Origin of the sequence: Pseudidiomarina gelatinasegens, from assembly GCF_004025325.1 — a bacterium.
Lineage (GTDB): Bacteria > Pseudomonadota > Gammaproteobacteria > Enterobacterales > Alteromonadaceae > Pseudidiomarina > Pseudidiomarina gelatinasegens.
Genome location: NZ_RSFE01000010.1, coordinates 1 through 13,640 on the forward strand (window position 1 = coordinate 1; position 13,640 = coordinate 13,640).

14 protein-coding genes are annotated in these 13,640 nt (G+C 46.7%); 7 read left to right on the forward strand and 7 right to left on the reverse strand.

What is annotated here, in order from left to right:
• Positions 1–203: 203 nt before the first annotated feature.
• Positions 204–1,868, reverse strand: a complete 1,665-nt coding sequence (locus EGC76_RS10685; RefSeq protein WP_128352997.1) for a S8 family serine peptidase — start codon at positions 1,866–1,868, stop codon at positions 204–206.
• Positions 1,869–2,077: 209 nt separating this feature from the next.
• Between EGC76_RS10685 and trmA the strand changes: the two genes are divergently transcribed.
• Positions 2,078–3,175, forward strand: coding sequence for a tRNA (uridine(54)-C5)-methyltransferase TrmA (gene trmA, locus EGC76_RS10690; protein ID WP_128352998.1), 1,098 nt, complete (start codon positions 2,078–2,080; stop codon positions 3,173–3,175).
• Between the two features lie 2 nt (positions 3,176–3,177).
• Here the strand turns inward: trmA and EGC76_RS10695 are convergent, their stop codons facing one another.
• The 3 genes from EGC76_RS10695 to efp form a co-directional block, all read right to left on the reverse strand.
• Complete coding sequence (locus EGC76_RS10695; protein WP_417686618.1) at positions 3,178–3,558, reverse strand: MerC domain-containing protein; 381 nt, start codon at positions 3,556–3,558, stop codon at positions 3,178–3,180.
• Positions 3,559–3,621: 63 nt separating this feature from the next.
• Complete coding sequence (epmA, locus tag EGC76_RS10700; protein WP_128352999.1) at positions 3,622–4,593, reverse strand: elongation factor P--(R)-beta-lysine ligase; 972 nt, start codon at positions 4,591–4,593, stop codon at positions 3,622–3,624.
• An 11-nt stretch (positions 4,594–4,604) separates the two neighbouring features.
• Positions 4,605–5,174, reverse strand: coding sequence for an elongation factor P (gene efp / locus EGC76_RS10705; protein ID WP_128353000.1), 570 nt, complete (start codon positions 5,172–5,174; stop codon positions 4,605–4,607).
• A 111-nt stretch (positions 5,175–5,285) separates the two neighbouring features.
• On the opposite strand from efp, the gene epmB reads away from it, so the two are divergent.
• Positions 5,286–6,284: an EF-P beta-lysylation protein EpmB gene (gene epmB, locus EGC76_RS10710; RefSeq protein ID WP_128353001.1), complete on the forward strand. Its 999-nt coding sequence runs from the start codon at positions 5,286–5,288 to the stop codon at positions 6,282–6,284.
• Here epmB and EGC76_RS10715 read toward each other — a convergent pair.
• From EGC76_RS10715 to EGC76_RS10725, 3 genes are all read right to left on the reverse strand, one after another.
• Positions 6,281–6,793, reverse strand: coding sequence for a DUF3016 domain-containing protein (locus EGC76_RS10715; RefSeq protein WP_128353002.1), 513 nt, complete (start codon positions 6,791–6,793; stop codon positions 6,281–6,283). The two genes, epmB and EGC76_RS10715, sit on opposite strands and share 4 nt — an antisense overlap.
• Positions 6,794–6,942: 149 nt before the next feature.
• Positions 6,943–8,577, reverse strand: a complete 1,635-nt coding sequence (gene groL, locus EGC76_RS10720) for a chaperonin GroEL (RefSeq protein WP_128353003.1) — start codon at positions 8,575–8,577, stop codon at positions 6,943–6,945.
• A gap of 13 nt (positions 8,578–8,590) precedes the next feature.
• Positions 8,591–8,884 carry a co-chaperone GroES gene (locus EGC76_RS10725; RefSeq protein WP_128353004.1) on the reverse strand — a complete coding sequence of 98 codons (294 nt, stop codon included), beginning with the start codon at positions 8,882–8,884 and terminating at the stop codon, positions 8,591–8,593.
• Between the two features lie 177 nt (positions 8,885–9,061).
• Between EGC76_RS10725 and cutA the strand changes: the two genes are divergently transcribed.
• From cutA to accC, 5 genes are all read left to right on the forward strand, one after another.
• Entirely contained in the window at positions 9,062–9,385 is a 324-nt protein-coding gene (cutA, locus tag EGC76_RS10730) for a divalent-cation tolerance protein CutA (RefSeq protein WP_128353005.1), read from the forward strand.
• Positions 9,382–11,157 (forward strand): protein-disulfide reductase DsbD, encoded by a 1,776-nt coding sequence (locus tag EGC76_RS10735; RefSeq protein WP_128353006.1) that lies wholly within the window; start codon positions 9,382–9,384, stop codon positions 11,155–11,157. The genes cutA and EGC76_RS10735 overlap by 4 nt, the downstream gene beginning before the upstream one ends.
• A 145-nt stretch (positions 11,158–11,302) precedes the next feature.
• Positions 11,303–11,767, forward strand: coding sequence for a type II 3-dehydroquinate dehydratase (gene aroQ, locus EGC76_RS10740; RefSeq protein WP_128353007.1), 465 nt, complete (start codon positions 11,303–11,305; stop codon positions 11,765–11,767).
• A 31-nt stretch (positions 11,768–11,798) separates the two neighbouring features.
• The gene (accB, locus tag EGC76_RS10745) at positions 11,799–12,266 is read left to right on the forward strand and encodes an acetyl-CoA carboxylase biotin carboxyl carrier protein (RefSeq protein ID WP_128353008.1); all 468 of its coding nucleotides are present in this window, start codon (positions 11,799–11,801) and stop codon (positions 12,264–12,266) included.
• A gap of 23 nt (positions 12,267–12,289) precedes the next feature.
• Positions 12,290–13,639, forward strand: a complete 1,350-nt coding sequence (gene accC, locus EGC76_RS10750) for an acetyl-CoA carboxylase biotin carboxylase subunit (protein ID WP_128353009.1) — start codon at positions 12,290–12,292, stop codon at positions 13,637–13,639.
• The last annotated feature ends 1 nt before the right edge of the window (position 13,640 follow it).

Below are 13,640 nucleotides of genomic sequence, written 5' to 3' on the forward strand. Positions count from 1 at the left end.
TAAAATTTTTAAGACTCAAAACGTCTGCTTTTGGCGGCTTCGTTGCCTGCCTCAAGCGTGGGGCGCATTTTAGAGATTTAACTCGCCGCGTCAAGCGCCTTTTTGACATTTTTAGGTGTTTTTTTGCCGACTGCTGATTTTGTAATCAATGTGCATAAAAAAAGCTCGCCGAAGCGAGCTTTTTGGGTGTGATTCCGGCCATATTACTTTTTAGGGCCGCCTTTACCAGGGTTACCACCACCAGGGTTACCACCACCAGTGTCGCCACCAGTATCACCGCCAGTAGAACCACCACAGCCATTCGCTGTTAAATAGTCTACTGCAGCTTTAGCTTGTACTAAGCCATAACCGTATGCGTTATCACGTCCGGCTGCACCTAAGTCTTTCGCTGATGCATGCAATGCATTACGAATGTCATTATTGGTACATGTTGTGTGTTGTGACCAAACTAGGGCAGCAACGCCTGCAACGTGTGGTGAAGCCATTGAGGTACCATCAAAATACGCCCAATCGCTATCTGTTACGCCAACAGTGGTTGATGCGCCAACCTGACTCAGCATCGCTGCACCGTCAGTATCGCTCACGCCGACCGCAGGAATAGAAGCACTATAACCACCAAGTGTACCTAGTAGTGCGCCCGGCTCATTGTTATAAACAACTGTACCAACACCGCCACCAGCTTCACAGGCTTGAACTTTTTCAGCGAAAGAAACAACGCCACGTTCAATCAAGCAAACTTTACCAACAGCATCATTACATGGTGCGTCACCGATACCGCAATTTGCTAATGCGCCGGTAGCTTCGATACGCGCAGTACCGTCCATGCCAGTAGCTTCAAATGCTGTACCCGCAACAACGAGGTCTACTTTCTCACCCATTCCGCGTGGAACTGAAGAAAGTACACTCACGCCAGGACCGGCAAGCTCAACTTGATCGGTTTGTTGTGAGAATGATGCGACTTGTTCACTCGCGTCAACTGCAGCGACTGAAACAACTGCGTCATATGATGCAGGATAAGAATGGCGTGTGTTGCCGTCATTACCTGCAGCCGCGATGCTTAATACACCCGCGTCGTTCAATTGTGCGAAAGCGCGCTCTTCAGTACGGTTTGCACGTGAACCACCTAAACTCATGTTAATTACGTCGGCGCCATAATCTGCACATTGCTCTGCAGCGGCCATTAACGACGATGAGTATGCCCAACCTGACGCTGAGAATACTTTAACGATATGTAAGTTAACCTGGCCACTTGGTAACACACCAACAACACCTTCGCCATTGGTTAAGGCTGCAATGGTTCCAGCAACATGAGTGCCGTGACCATTCTCATCGGTATACCATGTACCTGTGCCGCTATCGTTGACACCGGTTACACCCGTAGTTTGAAGATCTGGGTGACCTAGGTCGTAACCTGAATCGATAATACAAACAGTACGCGAACCAGCACCAGCATCTGATACCTGATCAGCTTGAACCAACTCGATGCCGTAAGGCTTGTTCGGTTCCCACTGCGTATTCATTGCATAACGTTTTTCGTCTGGGGTTACGCTGATAACATTCGGGTTATTCATTAAGCCATGAATGGCTGAATGAGGGACTTGAATGGCCATAGCGTTAAAACGCTTATAACGTTGCAAGATTTTGTTATCTTTATTACCACCGCCGTCTTTCTCATCTTCATCGAGATAACCGTCATCATCTAAATGCAGAAAAGCTTCAATTTGATCTTTAGAGCCTGGTTTGAACTCAACAATAACGCGTTCTTTGTCATTGTTCGCATGAGCTGGCCCATGTGCATTCACTGCAGTGCTTACTGCAAGCGAAAGCGCCGCTAATATTAGCGCACTGTTTTTGGTAGTGTTCGACATGAAATTGACCCTTTTTTATTATATTTTCTAATATGTTGTTCGTTCGCGATACCAACCTTTTTTAATTCGCGACATCCCATACTCTAATATTTTATGACTATGCGCAACGTCATATTGTGAGTAAATTGTAAAGAACTTAAAGATTGCTTGACTAGACTTTTATGTGCTGCCCGCTACAATGCGCACCTTGATTAGGTTTTGGAGTTTTTATGACGCATTCAGCGATTGATTCAGACCAGTACGAAGCACAACTCAGCGATAAAGCTGAGCGTTTAAAGATAATGCTGGCTCCGTTTATAACAACGGAACTTGAAGTGTTTGAATCACCCGCCACCCATTATCGGATGCGCGCTGAGTTTCGGGTGTGGCATGACGGCGATGATTTGTACTACATCATGTTTGATCCTGACACACGTGAGAAAATTCGTGTTGATGATTTCCCTGTTGCAAACGAGCTTATCAACCGACTGATGCCTGCTGTGCTTGATTACGTGCGTGATCGCCCAACACTAAGGCAGAAGCTGTTTCAAGTTGAGTTCCTTTCAACCACAACAAACCAAGCATTGGTTTCTTTGCTTTATCACCGTCAACTTGATGAAAACTGGGAACGCGAAGTGCAAGCCTTGAAGGCGCACCTGCAACAATATGGGGCGATTGAATTAGTTGGCCGCGCGCGCAAACAAAAGATTTGTGTTGATAAAGACTGGGTGACGGAAACGCTTACGATTAAAGGTAAGCCATTTCATTTTCAGCAAGTTGAGAACAGCTTTACTCAGCCCAACGCGGCAGTCAACCAACACATGGTTACGTGGGCACTCGACGCGACAATCAACGCTACCGGTGACTTGCTTGAACTATATTGTGGTAACGGCAACTTTAGCCTGCCGTTAGCGCAGAATTTTCCGCGTGTGCTGGCAACTGAAATCAGTAAAACATCAGTGGCATCGGCGCGATACAACTGTGAACTCAACAATATCGATAATGTGACTTTGGTGCGCATGTCGGCAGAGGATTTCAGCGCGGTCATGGCTGGCGAAAAAGAGTCACGTAGAGCAAATGAAGCCAATTTAACTGACTTTGACTGCCGAACTGTATTGGTCGACCCGCCGCGAGCAGGGCTGGATGATGATACCGTGGAGTTGGTTCGCAATTACGACACTATTATTTATGTGTCCTGTAATCCGACTACCTTGGTTGAAAACTTAACTGCACTCGCGAACACGCATGAGGTTGAGCGCGCAGCTTTATTTGATCAATTTCCATATACAGATCATATGGAAGCAGGTGTTGTATTGAAGAGAAAGTAAAATTAACTGGTTGGTGCTAACGGGTTAATTGAACGGACCAAGCGTAAATTGACCCAGTGCGCCGCTATAATAAGCCCAGCACCGATCAGAATTATCAACGGCTCGCCCATGTCACCAAGACTATCTTTGTGCCAATAAACAAAACCACCAGCAACAAGTAGAACCAACGGGTACATGCGGGCGTGTTGGCGCATACCAGAAACCAACGCAACCAGCCCAAGTACGATACTAGTACCTAGAATCAAGCGTTCGAGTAACTCTTCACCCAAAAACGATAAGCCAATCAGTGACAGTATTGGAAGAATCACAGGCAGCAGTAAGCAATGTAACGCACACAAGGTGGTTACCCACATACCCGTTTTATCTAATGAACGCTGAGTCACTGCTGTACTTGCTCCGCTGAAGTCATACCAAATTAAGAGTGTTATAGTATAACATTACTTTCTTTAGGCGCAAGTAATAGAAAAGGGAAGAGCTTGACGAATATCATCTAAATTTTCAGCAAGCATGAACAAACGGTCAAAACCTAAAGCTACGCCTGCACAACGTGGCAGCCCACTTTCAAGTGCTTGAACCAGGCGAAAATCGACTGGCTTCTGCGGTTTATTGTGCTGGCTACGCAACCGATTATCCTGATCAAATCTTGCCTGTTGCTGTTTAGCGTCAGTGAGTTCCTGATAACCATTGGCAAGCTCAATCCCGCCCGCATAAACTTCAAATCGGTAAGCCACACGTACGTCACTTTCGTTGAGCTCAGCTAGTGCTGCTTGGCTGGCGGGAAAGCTATGAACAACAGTAATTGCTTTCTTATCAAAGAGTGGCTCAATAACGATGGACATTGCCAATTGCAGCAATGTATCACGGTCGCTTTCGCGCGCGACAAGGTCACTGATGTGGGGATAGCGACTCAAACACTTTTGTAATTCGATTATTGAAGCTTGCAGCGGGTTTATCTGTAGGTATTGTTCAAACACTTGCTGATAACTTAGCCGCATAACTGGGCGCTCGCCCAACACCAATACCAACAGCTCAAGCACTTCGGTAATTAGCTGATCCATCGAAAAGTTGATGCGATACCACTCAAGCAGCGTAAATTCTGGATTATGGTGTCGCCCCACAGCATCGTCTCTGAATACCTTACCTAATTGATAGATTGACTGACCGTGGGCGGCCAACAATCGCTTCATTGCATATTCAGGGGATGTTTGCAGATGAAAATCACGCTGCGGGAAATTACTTAATTGGCAGCTGAGATTTTCAAGATGAAGATCGGAAACGCCAAAGCGGCTTAAAATCGGGGTGTCGACTTCAAGCACATCGTGCTTGGCAAAAAACTGACGAATCTTTTGCAACAATGCAGCTCGCTGTTTTAAGACATCAAGTGTGGCACTTGGACGCCAGTCATCAGAGAGCTGCATCGGTAACTGCTTTATTTCTGAACGCGAGAAACGTATTCGCCCGAGCGCGTGTCAACTTTAACAACTTCACCCGTTTGCACAAACAAAGGCACACGTACAACGGCACCCGTGCTGAGTGTTGCTGGTTTACCACCAGTACCGGCGGTGTCGCCCTTCAGGCCTGGGTCAGTTTCAGTGATTTCAAGCTCAACAAAGTTTGGTGGGGTAACCGCAATTGGGTTGCCATTCCACAGAGTCAGCGTGCATGTGTCTTGCTCAACCAACCATTTGGTCATATCACCAACAGCTTTTGCGTCAGCTGCAAGCTGCTCAAAAGTTTCGTTGTTCATGAAGTGCCAGAACTCACCGTCGTTATAAAGGTAAGAAAGCTCTACGTCGATAACGTCTGCGCCTTCAACTGAATCACCTGATTTAAAGGTTTTTTCAACAACTTTGCCGCTGATAAGTTTACGAATTTTTACGCGGTTAAAGGCCTGGCCTTTACCTGGTTTAACAACTTCATTGTCAACGATGTTACACGGTTCGCCATCTTGCATGATTTTTAAACCGGCTTTAAATTCGTTTGTGCTGTAATTCGCCATAGCTTCCTCGTATGCTTTCAAATTAAGCGATTTCGGCGCCAATAATAAACCATAACGCATCAATTATCAGGTAAAATAATTCATGTTTCACAACAAAAATGTGGAGAAGCAGTGTCGGTAACAAATTTAATACGCGTTCGTCCACAGTGGCAGCAAGAATTAGCACAATCCATCACCGACCCAGTTGAGTTGGCTCAGCAGCTTGAGCTACCGCAAGGCTGGGTTGAGCAACACCTCGGTGCGCGCAAACTATTTCCACTGCGCGTTACGCAATACTTTGTTGACCAAATGGAGCGCGGCAATACCGCCGACCCACTCCTGCTGCAAGTCATGCCACAGGCTGACGAGTTTACGCAGCAACCGGGGTTCGTGACCGACCCGCTGGAAGAACAGGATAATGAACATCCTGGCATCTTACATAAATATAAATCACGCGTTTTAGTCATTCTAAGAGGTGGCTGTGCGATTAATTGTCGCTATTGTTTTCGCCGCCACTTTCCCTACCAAGACCATCATTTTGGCCGTGCCCAGCTAAACCAACTGATTGCTTTAGTCGAAGCTGACGCCAATATCAATGAAGTGATACTGAGCGGCGGCGACCCGCTAATGGCTAACGATACGCAACTTGATACGGTGCTCACGGCACTTGAGCAGTTACCGCAATTGAAGCGAATTAGAATTCATAGCCGCCTGCCAATTGTACTGCCCTCGCGACTCACTCAGGAGCTTGCAAAACGGCTTCAACAAAGCCGGTTACAAGCTATTCTGGTGCTGCATGCGAATCATGCCAATGAGATAACGCCGGCGCTAATGAACGCGCTAAAAGTATGGTCTAATGCGGGCATAACGCTATTGAACCAGAGCGTATTATTGGCTCGCGTAAATGATGATGCGGTAACGTTGGCTGAGTTAAGTGAAGCGTTATTTGCCGCAGGCGTTCTACCCTATTACTTGCATCAGCTCGACAAAGTAGCGGGAGCCAGTCATTTTTCTATAAGCGACGAAAAAGCCCGCAACCTTGAACAACAGTTGCGGGCCATGTTACCAGGGTTTTTAGTCCCTAAATTGGTGCGCGAAGTAGCCGGTGAAGCCAGCAAGACTCCACTTTAGCGTTTAGCGCTCGGAAAAGTATCGTTGAACCACTCCATCAACAGTTCTTTTTCGAAATACAGACTATCGTGGCTTGAGCCTTGAATATTTCGCATATTGCGCGGTGGTGCTAACGACTTCAACTCAACCTTGTCCGCGCTGCTCAGTTCAGCACCCTGAGCGTCTGTGTAGCGGTATGAAATAACCAACTCTGGATACGAAACATCATCCAGCACTCGCTGAAAGCCACTGGTAGTCGCCCCAAAAGTTGCGTCAACACGACCAGCTAAATCAACATCCTTAAAGGTTACCTGCAGCGTATTGCTCTCAGGTAATTTGGCACCTAATTCAGCAACATATTCTTCAAATTTCGCTTTAGTTCGTTCCTCAAAACGGCTTTGTAACTCGTTTACAGCCTCAAAGTCAGAGAACGACTTTACTTCGTCCCACTTCACTTCAACTTTTGCAGCATGCACTGGCGCAATCAGCATGGCTGCCACGACCGTTACACTTGCTAGTAAAGTTTTCATAGTCACCTCCGATGGATGTTTGTGTCTTACGTACAATTATCTAAGAGTATAGATCTAATTTAACTGAAATATATGACAATTATTGCCGATAAAAAAAGGAAGCGCGAGGCGCTTCCTTTTTCTTTACATTCAATCTGCATTAAGCGGGATTACATCATGCCGCCCATGCCACCCATACCGCCCATGTCTGGTGCGGCAGGTTCATCTTTTGGGATTTCCGCAATCATGGCTTCAGTTGTGATCATCAATGCGGCCACTGATGCTGCAAACTGCAAGGCTGAACGGGTTACTTTGGTTGGATCCAAAATCCCCATCTCTAACATGTCGCCGTATACGTCTTGGCCAGCGTTGTAACCGTAGTTACCTTCGCCATTCTTAACGTTGTTCGCAACAACTGAAGCTTCAGCGCCAGCATTGGTAGCGATTTGACGCAATGGTGATTCCATTGCACGCAATGCCAACTTGATACCTACGTTTTGGTCTTCGTTGTCACCACGTAGTTCGCTCAACTTACTTGCCGCGCGAACCAAGGCAACACCACCACCAGGTACGACGCCTTCTTCAACTGCTGCACGTGTTGCATGCAATGCATCTTCAACACGGGCTTTCTTCTCTTTCATTTCCATTTCGGTTGCTGCGCCGACTTTGATTACCGCAACGCCGCCAGCTAATTTAGCCAAACGCTCTTGCAGTTTTTCGCGGTCGTAGTCAGACGAAGTTTCTTCGATTTGCTGACGAATCTGAGTAACCCGATATTCAATTGCTGCTTGCTCGCCGTTACCGTGAACAATAGTGGTGTTGTCTTTATTAATCACCACACGCTTCGCAGAACCTAAATCTTCCAGCTGAGCTTTTTCCAGCTCCATGCCGATTTCTTCAGAAATCACTGTACCGCCAGTTAGCACTGCAACGTCTTGCAGCATTGCTTTGCGACGGTCACCAAAACCAGGTGCTTTTACGGCAGCAACTTTCACGATGCCACGCATGTTGTTTACAACCAACGTTGCCAAGGCTTCGCCTTCAACGTCTTCGGCGATGATCAACAACGGCTTACCTGATTTTGCTACGCCTTCAAGCACTGGCAGTAATTCACGAATGTTAGAAACTTTCTTGTCTACTAACAGAATGAACGGGCTTTCCAGTTCAACGGTACCGTTCTCTTGGTTGTTGATAAAGTAAGGTGACAAGTAGCCACGGTCGAACTGCATACCTTCAACCACTTCCAGCTCATCGTGCAGTGCTTGACCTTCTTCAACTGTGATAACACCTTCTTGGCCCACTTTATCCATTGCTTTTGCAATGATTTCACCAATGGTGCTGTCAGAGTTTGCAGAAATAGTACCTACTTGGGCAATTGCTTTTGAGTTGTTGCATGGCTGCGACAATTCTTTCAGTTCAGCAACAGCTGCAATCACAGCTTTGTCGATACCGCGTTTCAAATCCATTGGATTCATGCCCGCAGCAACCGCTTTCAAGCCTTCGTTCACAATTGATTGCGCAAGAACAGTTGCAGTTGTGGTACCGTCACCCGCTTCGTCATTGGCTTTAGACGCAACTTCTTTCACCATTTGTGCGCCCATATTTTCAAACTTGTCTTCAAGTTCGATTTCTCTCGCAACAGAAACACCGTCTTTGGTGATAACCGGTGAGCCAAATGATTTTTCTAATACGACGTTGCGACCTTTTGGCCCCAAAGTTACTTTCACTGCGTCTGCAAGAATGTTAACGCCTTTAAGCATACGCTGACGTGCGTTATTTCCAAACTTAACTTCTTTAGCTGCCATGTTCGTTTCCCTCTTAACCTTCAATGATTGCTAGGATGTCTGACTCACTCATGATCAGGTACTCTTCACCGTCGATCTTCTGAGTTTTCACGCCATAACTTTCGTTGAACAACACGCTGTCGCCAACTTTTACATCCAACGCTTTCACGTCACCGTTTTCCAAGATGCGACCATTGCCTACAGCAACAACCTCACCGCGCGTCGATTTTTCCGCTGCTGAACCGGTCAGCACGATACCGCCTGCAGATTTGGTTTCTGCTTCTGAACGCTTAATGATCACACGATCATGTAAAGGACGAAGTTTCATCGTTGATAACTCCTAAACCTATTGGTTGTGGTTGATAATTCAGCTTCAGTGATGAGCCGAAGCTGTTAAAAAATTTGTTGTGTCCCTGTTTATGGGGGGTAAAAATTTGATATCAAGGTTTTCTGATAAATTTTTTTTGTTTTCGTATACTGAAAAAAACCAATAAAAGGTGTCTATATGAGTTCAGAACATCGCTTAGTCATTTGCAGTTGTCCGGATAAACATGTCGCCAAAGCCATCGCAGACAAAGTACTGCGTGCGCGCCGCGCTGCCTGTGTGAACATTTCGGCACCTTCTACGTCAATGTATTGGTGGGACGACCACATTCATGCGGACGAAGAAGTCTTGTTGCAGATCAAGACTACGGCAAGTGAACTTGATGAGTTATTCAAACTCATTCAAACTGCGCACCCATATGATGTTCCAGAACTTATCGCCGTACCTATCACCGAAGGCACGGCGGAGTATTTAGGTTGGATTAAGCAGGTCACACAATCATGATAGCAGTATTATGCCGTTTGCTAACGGTATTGGTAGTTGGGTTGTCATTCTTTTCAAGCATGGCGATACCCACCTATGCGCAGTCTCAATTTGAGTTAAATCAAAACGACCCGTTCGCCCAACAAAACCAGTTTTTGCCCGTTGATGAAGCCTTTCAATTTGATTTTCGCCAACAAGGTAACCGGCTAACGCTTAGCTGGACTATTGCTGATGAATATTACATGTATCAGCATCGCTTTGAATTGAAGACACCGGTACAACTCGCTGAGCAACCAATGCTCCCTGAGGGTGAAGCGCATTTCGACGAGTTTTTCGGTGAAACCGTTGTCTATCGCGATAGCGTTGAATTAACGTATGTTCTAAATCAAGCCAGCCCCGATCAAGAATTTACCATTTCCTATCAAGGGTGTGCTGACGCTGGGCTGTGTTACCCGCCTACCGAAAAAACAATTTATCTCAGTGCAGTAGCGGGTGACGGCTCACAAGCTATCGCCTTTGAACAAATTGCTGAGAACTCCCAACAAACAACGTCTTCAAACTTCTTCGATATGATCACTGAGCAACCGCTATGGCTCGTATTGTTACTGTTTGTAGTACTTGGTATTGGTCTTGCGTTTACCCCATGTGTGTTGCCCATGTATCCAATTATTTCGGCAATTATCATGGGCCACTCAGGTGCAGGCTCTAAGCAGTTGAGTACGCGCCGTGCATTCACGCTCAGTTTGGCTTACGTGCAAGGTATGGCGGTTACGTATTCCATTTTAGGCGTGGTTGTTGCATTGGCCGGTCTTCGCTACCAGGCCATGCTGCAGCACCCCATCATTCTGATTACGTTAGCGGTTGTGTTCGTGTTGTTGTCGTTGAGTATGTTTGGTGCATACACCATTCAGTTACCGCAGCGCTGGCAAAATTACTTGAATCAACTGAGCCAATCGCAACGCGGCGGAGCCCACCGCAGCGTTTTTGTTATGGGGGCGATATCAGGCCTTATCGCGTCACCATGCACCACTGCACCACTTTCTGGCGTATTGCTATTTATTGCGCAGTCGGGCGACTTAACGGTAGGCGCCGCTGTGCTGTACGCCCTAAGCGTTGGTATGGGCCTGCCATTACTCGCGTTTGGTGTTACGGGTGGCAAATTACTGCCCAAAGCTGGGGCTTGGATGAACACCATCAAGCGTGTGTTCGGGGTGGTGTTATTAGGCGTCGCATTAGTACTAGTTGAGCGCCTTATCCCTTATACCCTTGCTGACTGGCTATGGATCGTGTTTATCGTTGCCAGCGCACTGTACCTAATAATCGCTGATTTACGCGAACTGCCGCGCTCAACTGCAAGGCGTTTTGCTGCCGTGTGGCTGGCTACTGGTGCAGTATTAACTTATTTATGGTGGCCACAAGCCCATCACACTCTGCCGTTTCAGCAGGTAACCAGCGTCGCAGAAATTCAGCAAAAACTAGATATCGCCGCACGTAACAACCAGCTGGTGATGCTCGACCTTTACGCGGACTGGTGTGTTGCATGCAAAGAGTTTGAGCGTGAAACATTTGGCGCTGCGAACGTTGAACAGATCACGTCAGACATGGTGCTACTGCAAGCGGACGTAACGGCCAACACACCGGAAAACAGTGCTATTTTGAATGAATTCCAGGTGCTCGGCTTACCCACAATCCTGTTTTTCAACAACCAGCAGGAGCTTAATCGCTCCCGCGTAACAGGTTTTATGAATGCTGAAAAGTTTTCCAACCACATTAAAGAGTTAAAAACACGTTAAATCTTGCTGCGATCAGCGGTGATAAGACCAGTATTTTGCTGCGTTATTACATTTTTTCACTATAATGCTGAAATAGGTGTTGAATTAAGGCCTGTATTTAGCCTCTAATATCAATCTTGATACGTTCGCAGCAGATCGCAGCAATATGACAACAAATAACGATAAAAAATATAGAGTTCTTTTGCTCAACGGCCCTAACCTTAATTTGTTAGGCACACGTGAGCCGCATATTTATGGCAGCGAAACGCTCGATCAGGTTGAGCACCGTTTACGTGAACATGCTGAAGCCATTGGCATTACCTTAGACTGCCGACAGTCTAATGGTGAACACCAACTCATTGATTGGGTGCACGAAGCCCGAACTTCGCATGTCGACTTTATTCTTATTAATCCCGGCGCATTCACACACACCAGTATCGCACTGCGTGATGCGCTTGCAGGCGTCGCGATTCCATTTATTGAAGTGCATCTTTCAAACATTCACGCCCGCGAAGAGTTTCGTCGGCATTCATTTTTGGCAGATATTGCTAACGGGGTGATTTGCGGTTTAGGTGCGCAAGGTTACGACTTCGCACTACAGGCAGCAAAACAACATCTTTCTAAGCAATAAATCTAATTAAACATTGGGGTCATCATAGATCATGGATATTCGTAAAATAAAAAAACTGATCGAACTGGTCGAAGAATCAGGCATCGCTGAGTTAGAAATTACCGAAGGTGAAGAATCAGTACGTATTCACCGTGGCGGAAGTCAAAGTGCACCTATGCACTACCAGTTCCCGCCGCAACAAATGCAACACGCACCTGCTCCAGCACCGGCCCCTGCTCCTGCAGCCGCTCCGGCAACTGAAGCGCCAGCAGCGCCAGAAATTTCTGGTCATGTCATGAAGTCGCCAATGGTTGGTACGTTCTACGCAGCTCCTGCGCCAGGCTCTCCAGACTTTGTAACCGTTGGCCAACAAGTGAAAGCTGGCGAAACGCTGTGCATTGTTGAAGCTATGAAAATGATGAATCAAATCGAAGCTGATAAAGGCGGCGTAATAAAACAAATCTTGGTTGAAAACGGCGAACCCGTCGAATTTGATCAACCTCTGTTTGTCATCGAATAAACGCATCGATACAGGACATCGTCATGTTAGATAAGGTAGTAATTGCAAACCGAGGCGAAATTGCGCTGCGTATTCTGCGCGCATGTAAAGAACTCGGTATCAAGACGGTCGCTGTGCATTCAACAGTCGATCGCAACTTAAAACACGTTTTACTGGCCGATGAGTCAATTTGTATCGGCAAAGCGCCAGCAACCGACAGTTACTTAAATATTCCGCGCATTATTAGTGCTGCTGAAATTACGGATGCGGCGGCGATTCACCCAGGTTATGGATTTCTAGCTGAAAACGCTGATTTCGCCGAGCAAGTTGAAAATTCCGGCTTTATTTTCGTCGGGCCTACAGCTGATGTGATTCGCCTCATGGGTGACAAGGTATCCGCCATTGAAGCCATGAAGAAAGCTGGCGTGCCTTGCGTGCCGGGTTCAGGCGGTCCGCTTGGTGATGATGAAGCGGCCAATATTAAAACCGCAAAACGTATCGGCTACCCAGTTATTGTAAAAGCTGCCGGTGGCGGTGGCGGGCGCGGTATGCGCGTGGTACGCAAAGAAGATGAATTGATTCGTGCCATTAGCACCACCAAAGCTGAAGCTGGTGCAGCATTTGGTAACGATATGGTGTACATGGAGAAGTTTTTAGAAAATCCACGCCACATCGAAATTCAAGTGCTTGCTGATGGACAAGGTAAAGCGGTCTATCTTGGCGAACGTGACTGCTCAATGCAGCGTCGTCATCAAAAAGTTGTCGAAGAAGCTCCAGCGCCAGGCATTACCCCTGAAATGCGTAAGTTCATTGGTGATCGCTGTGCAAAAGCTTGTATTGAGATCGGTTATCGCGGCGCAGGTACGTTCGAGTTCTTGTATGAAAATGGTGAGTTCTACTTCATCGAAATGAATACACGAATTCAAGTAGAACACCCAGTAACGGAAATGGTTACCGGTATCGACCTCATTAAAGAACAGCTGCGTATTGCTGCGGGTCGTCCGTTATCAATTTCGCAAGAAGACGTCGTTATTCGTGGTCATGCCATTGAGTGCCGAATCAACGCAGAAGACCCGGATACTTTTGTACCGTCACCTGGTTTGATTAGTCGTTTCCATCCGCCAGGTGGTTTGGGTGTTCGTTGGGATTCGCATGTTTATGCTGACTATAAAGTTCCACCGAACTACGATTCGATGATTGGTAAACTGATTACTTATGGTGAAAACCGTGACGTAGCCATTGCACGCATGCGCAATGCACTCAGTGAACTGATTATTGAAGGCATTAAAACCAACGTGCCGCTGCAAAAAGACATTATGGCTGATGAAAACTTCCAGCATGGTGGAACGAATATCCACTATCTTGAGAAAAAACTTGGCATGGGTGGTCACTAAC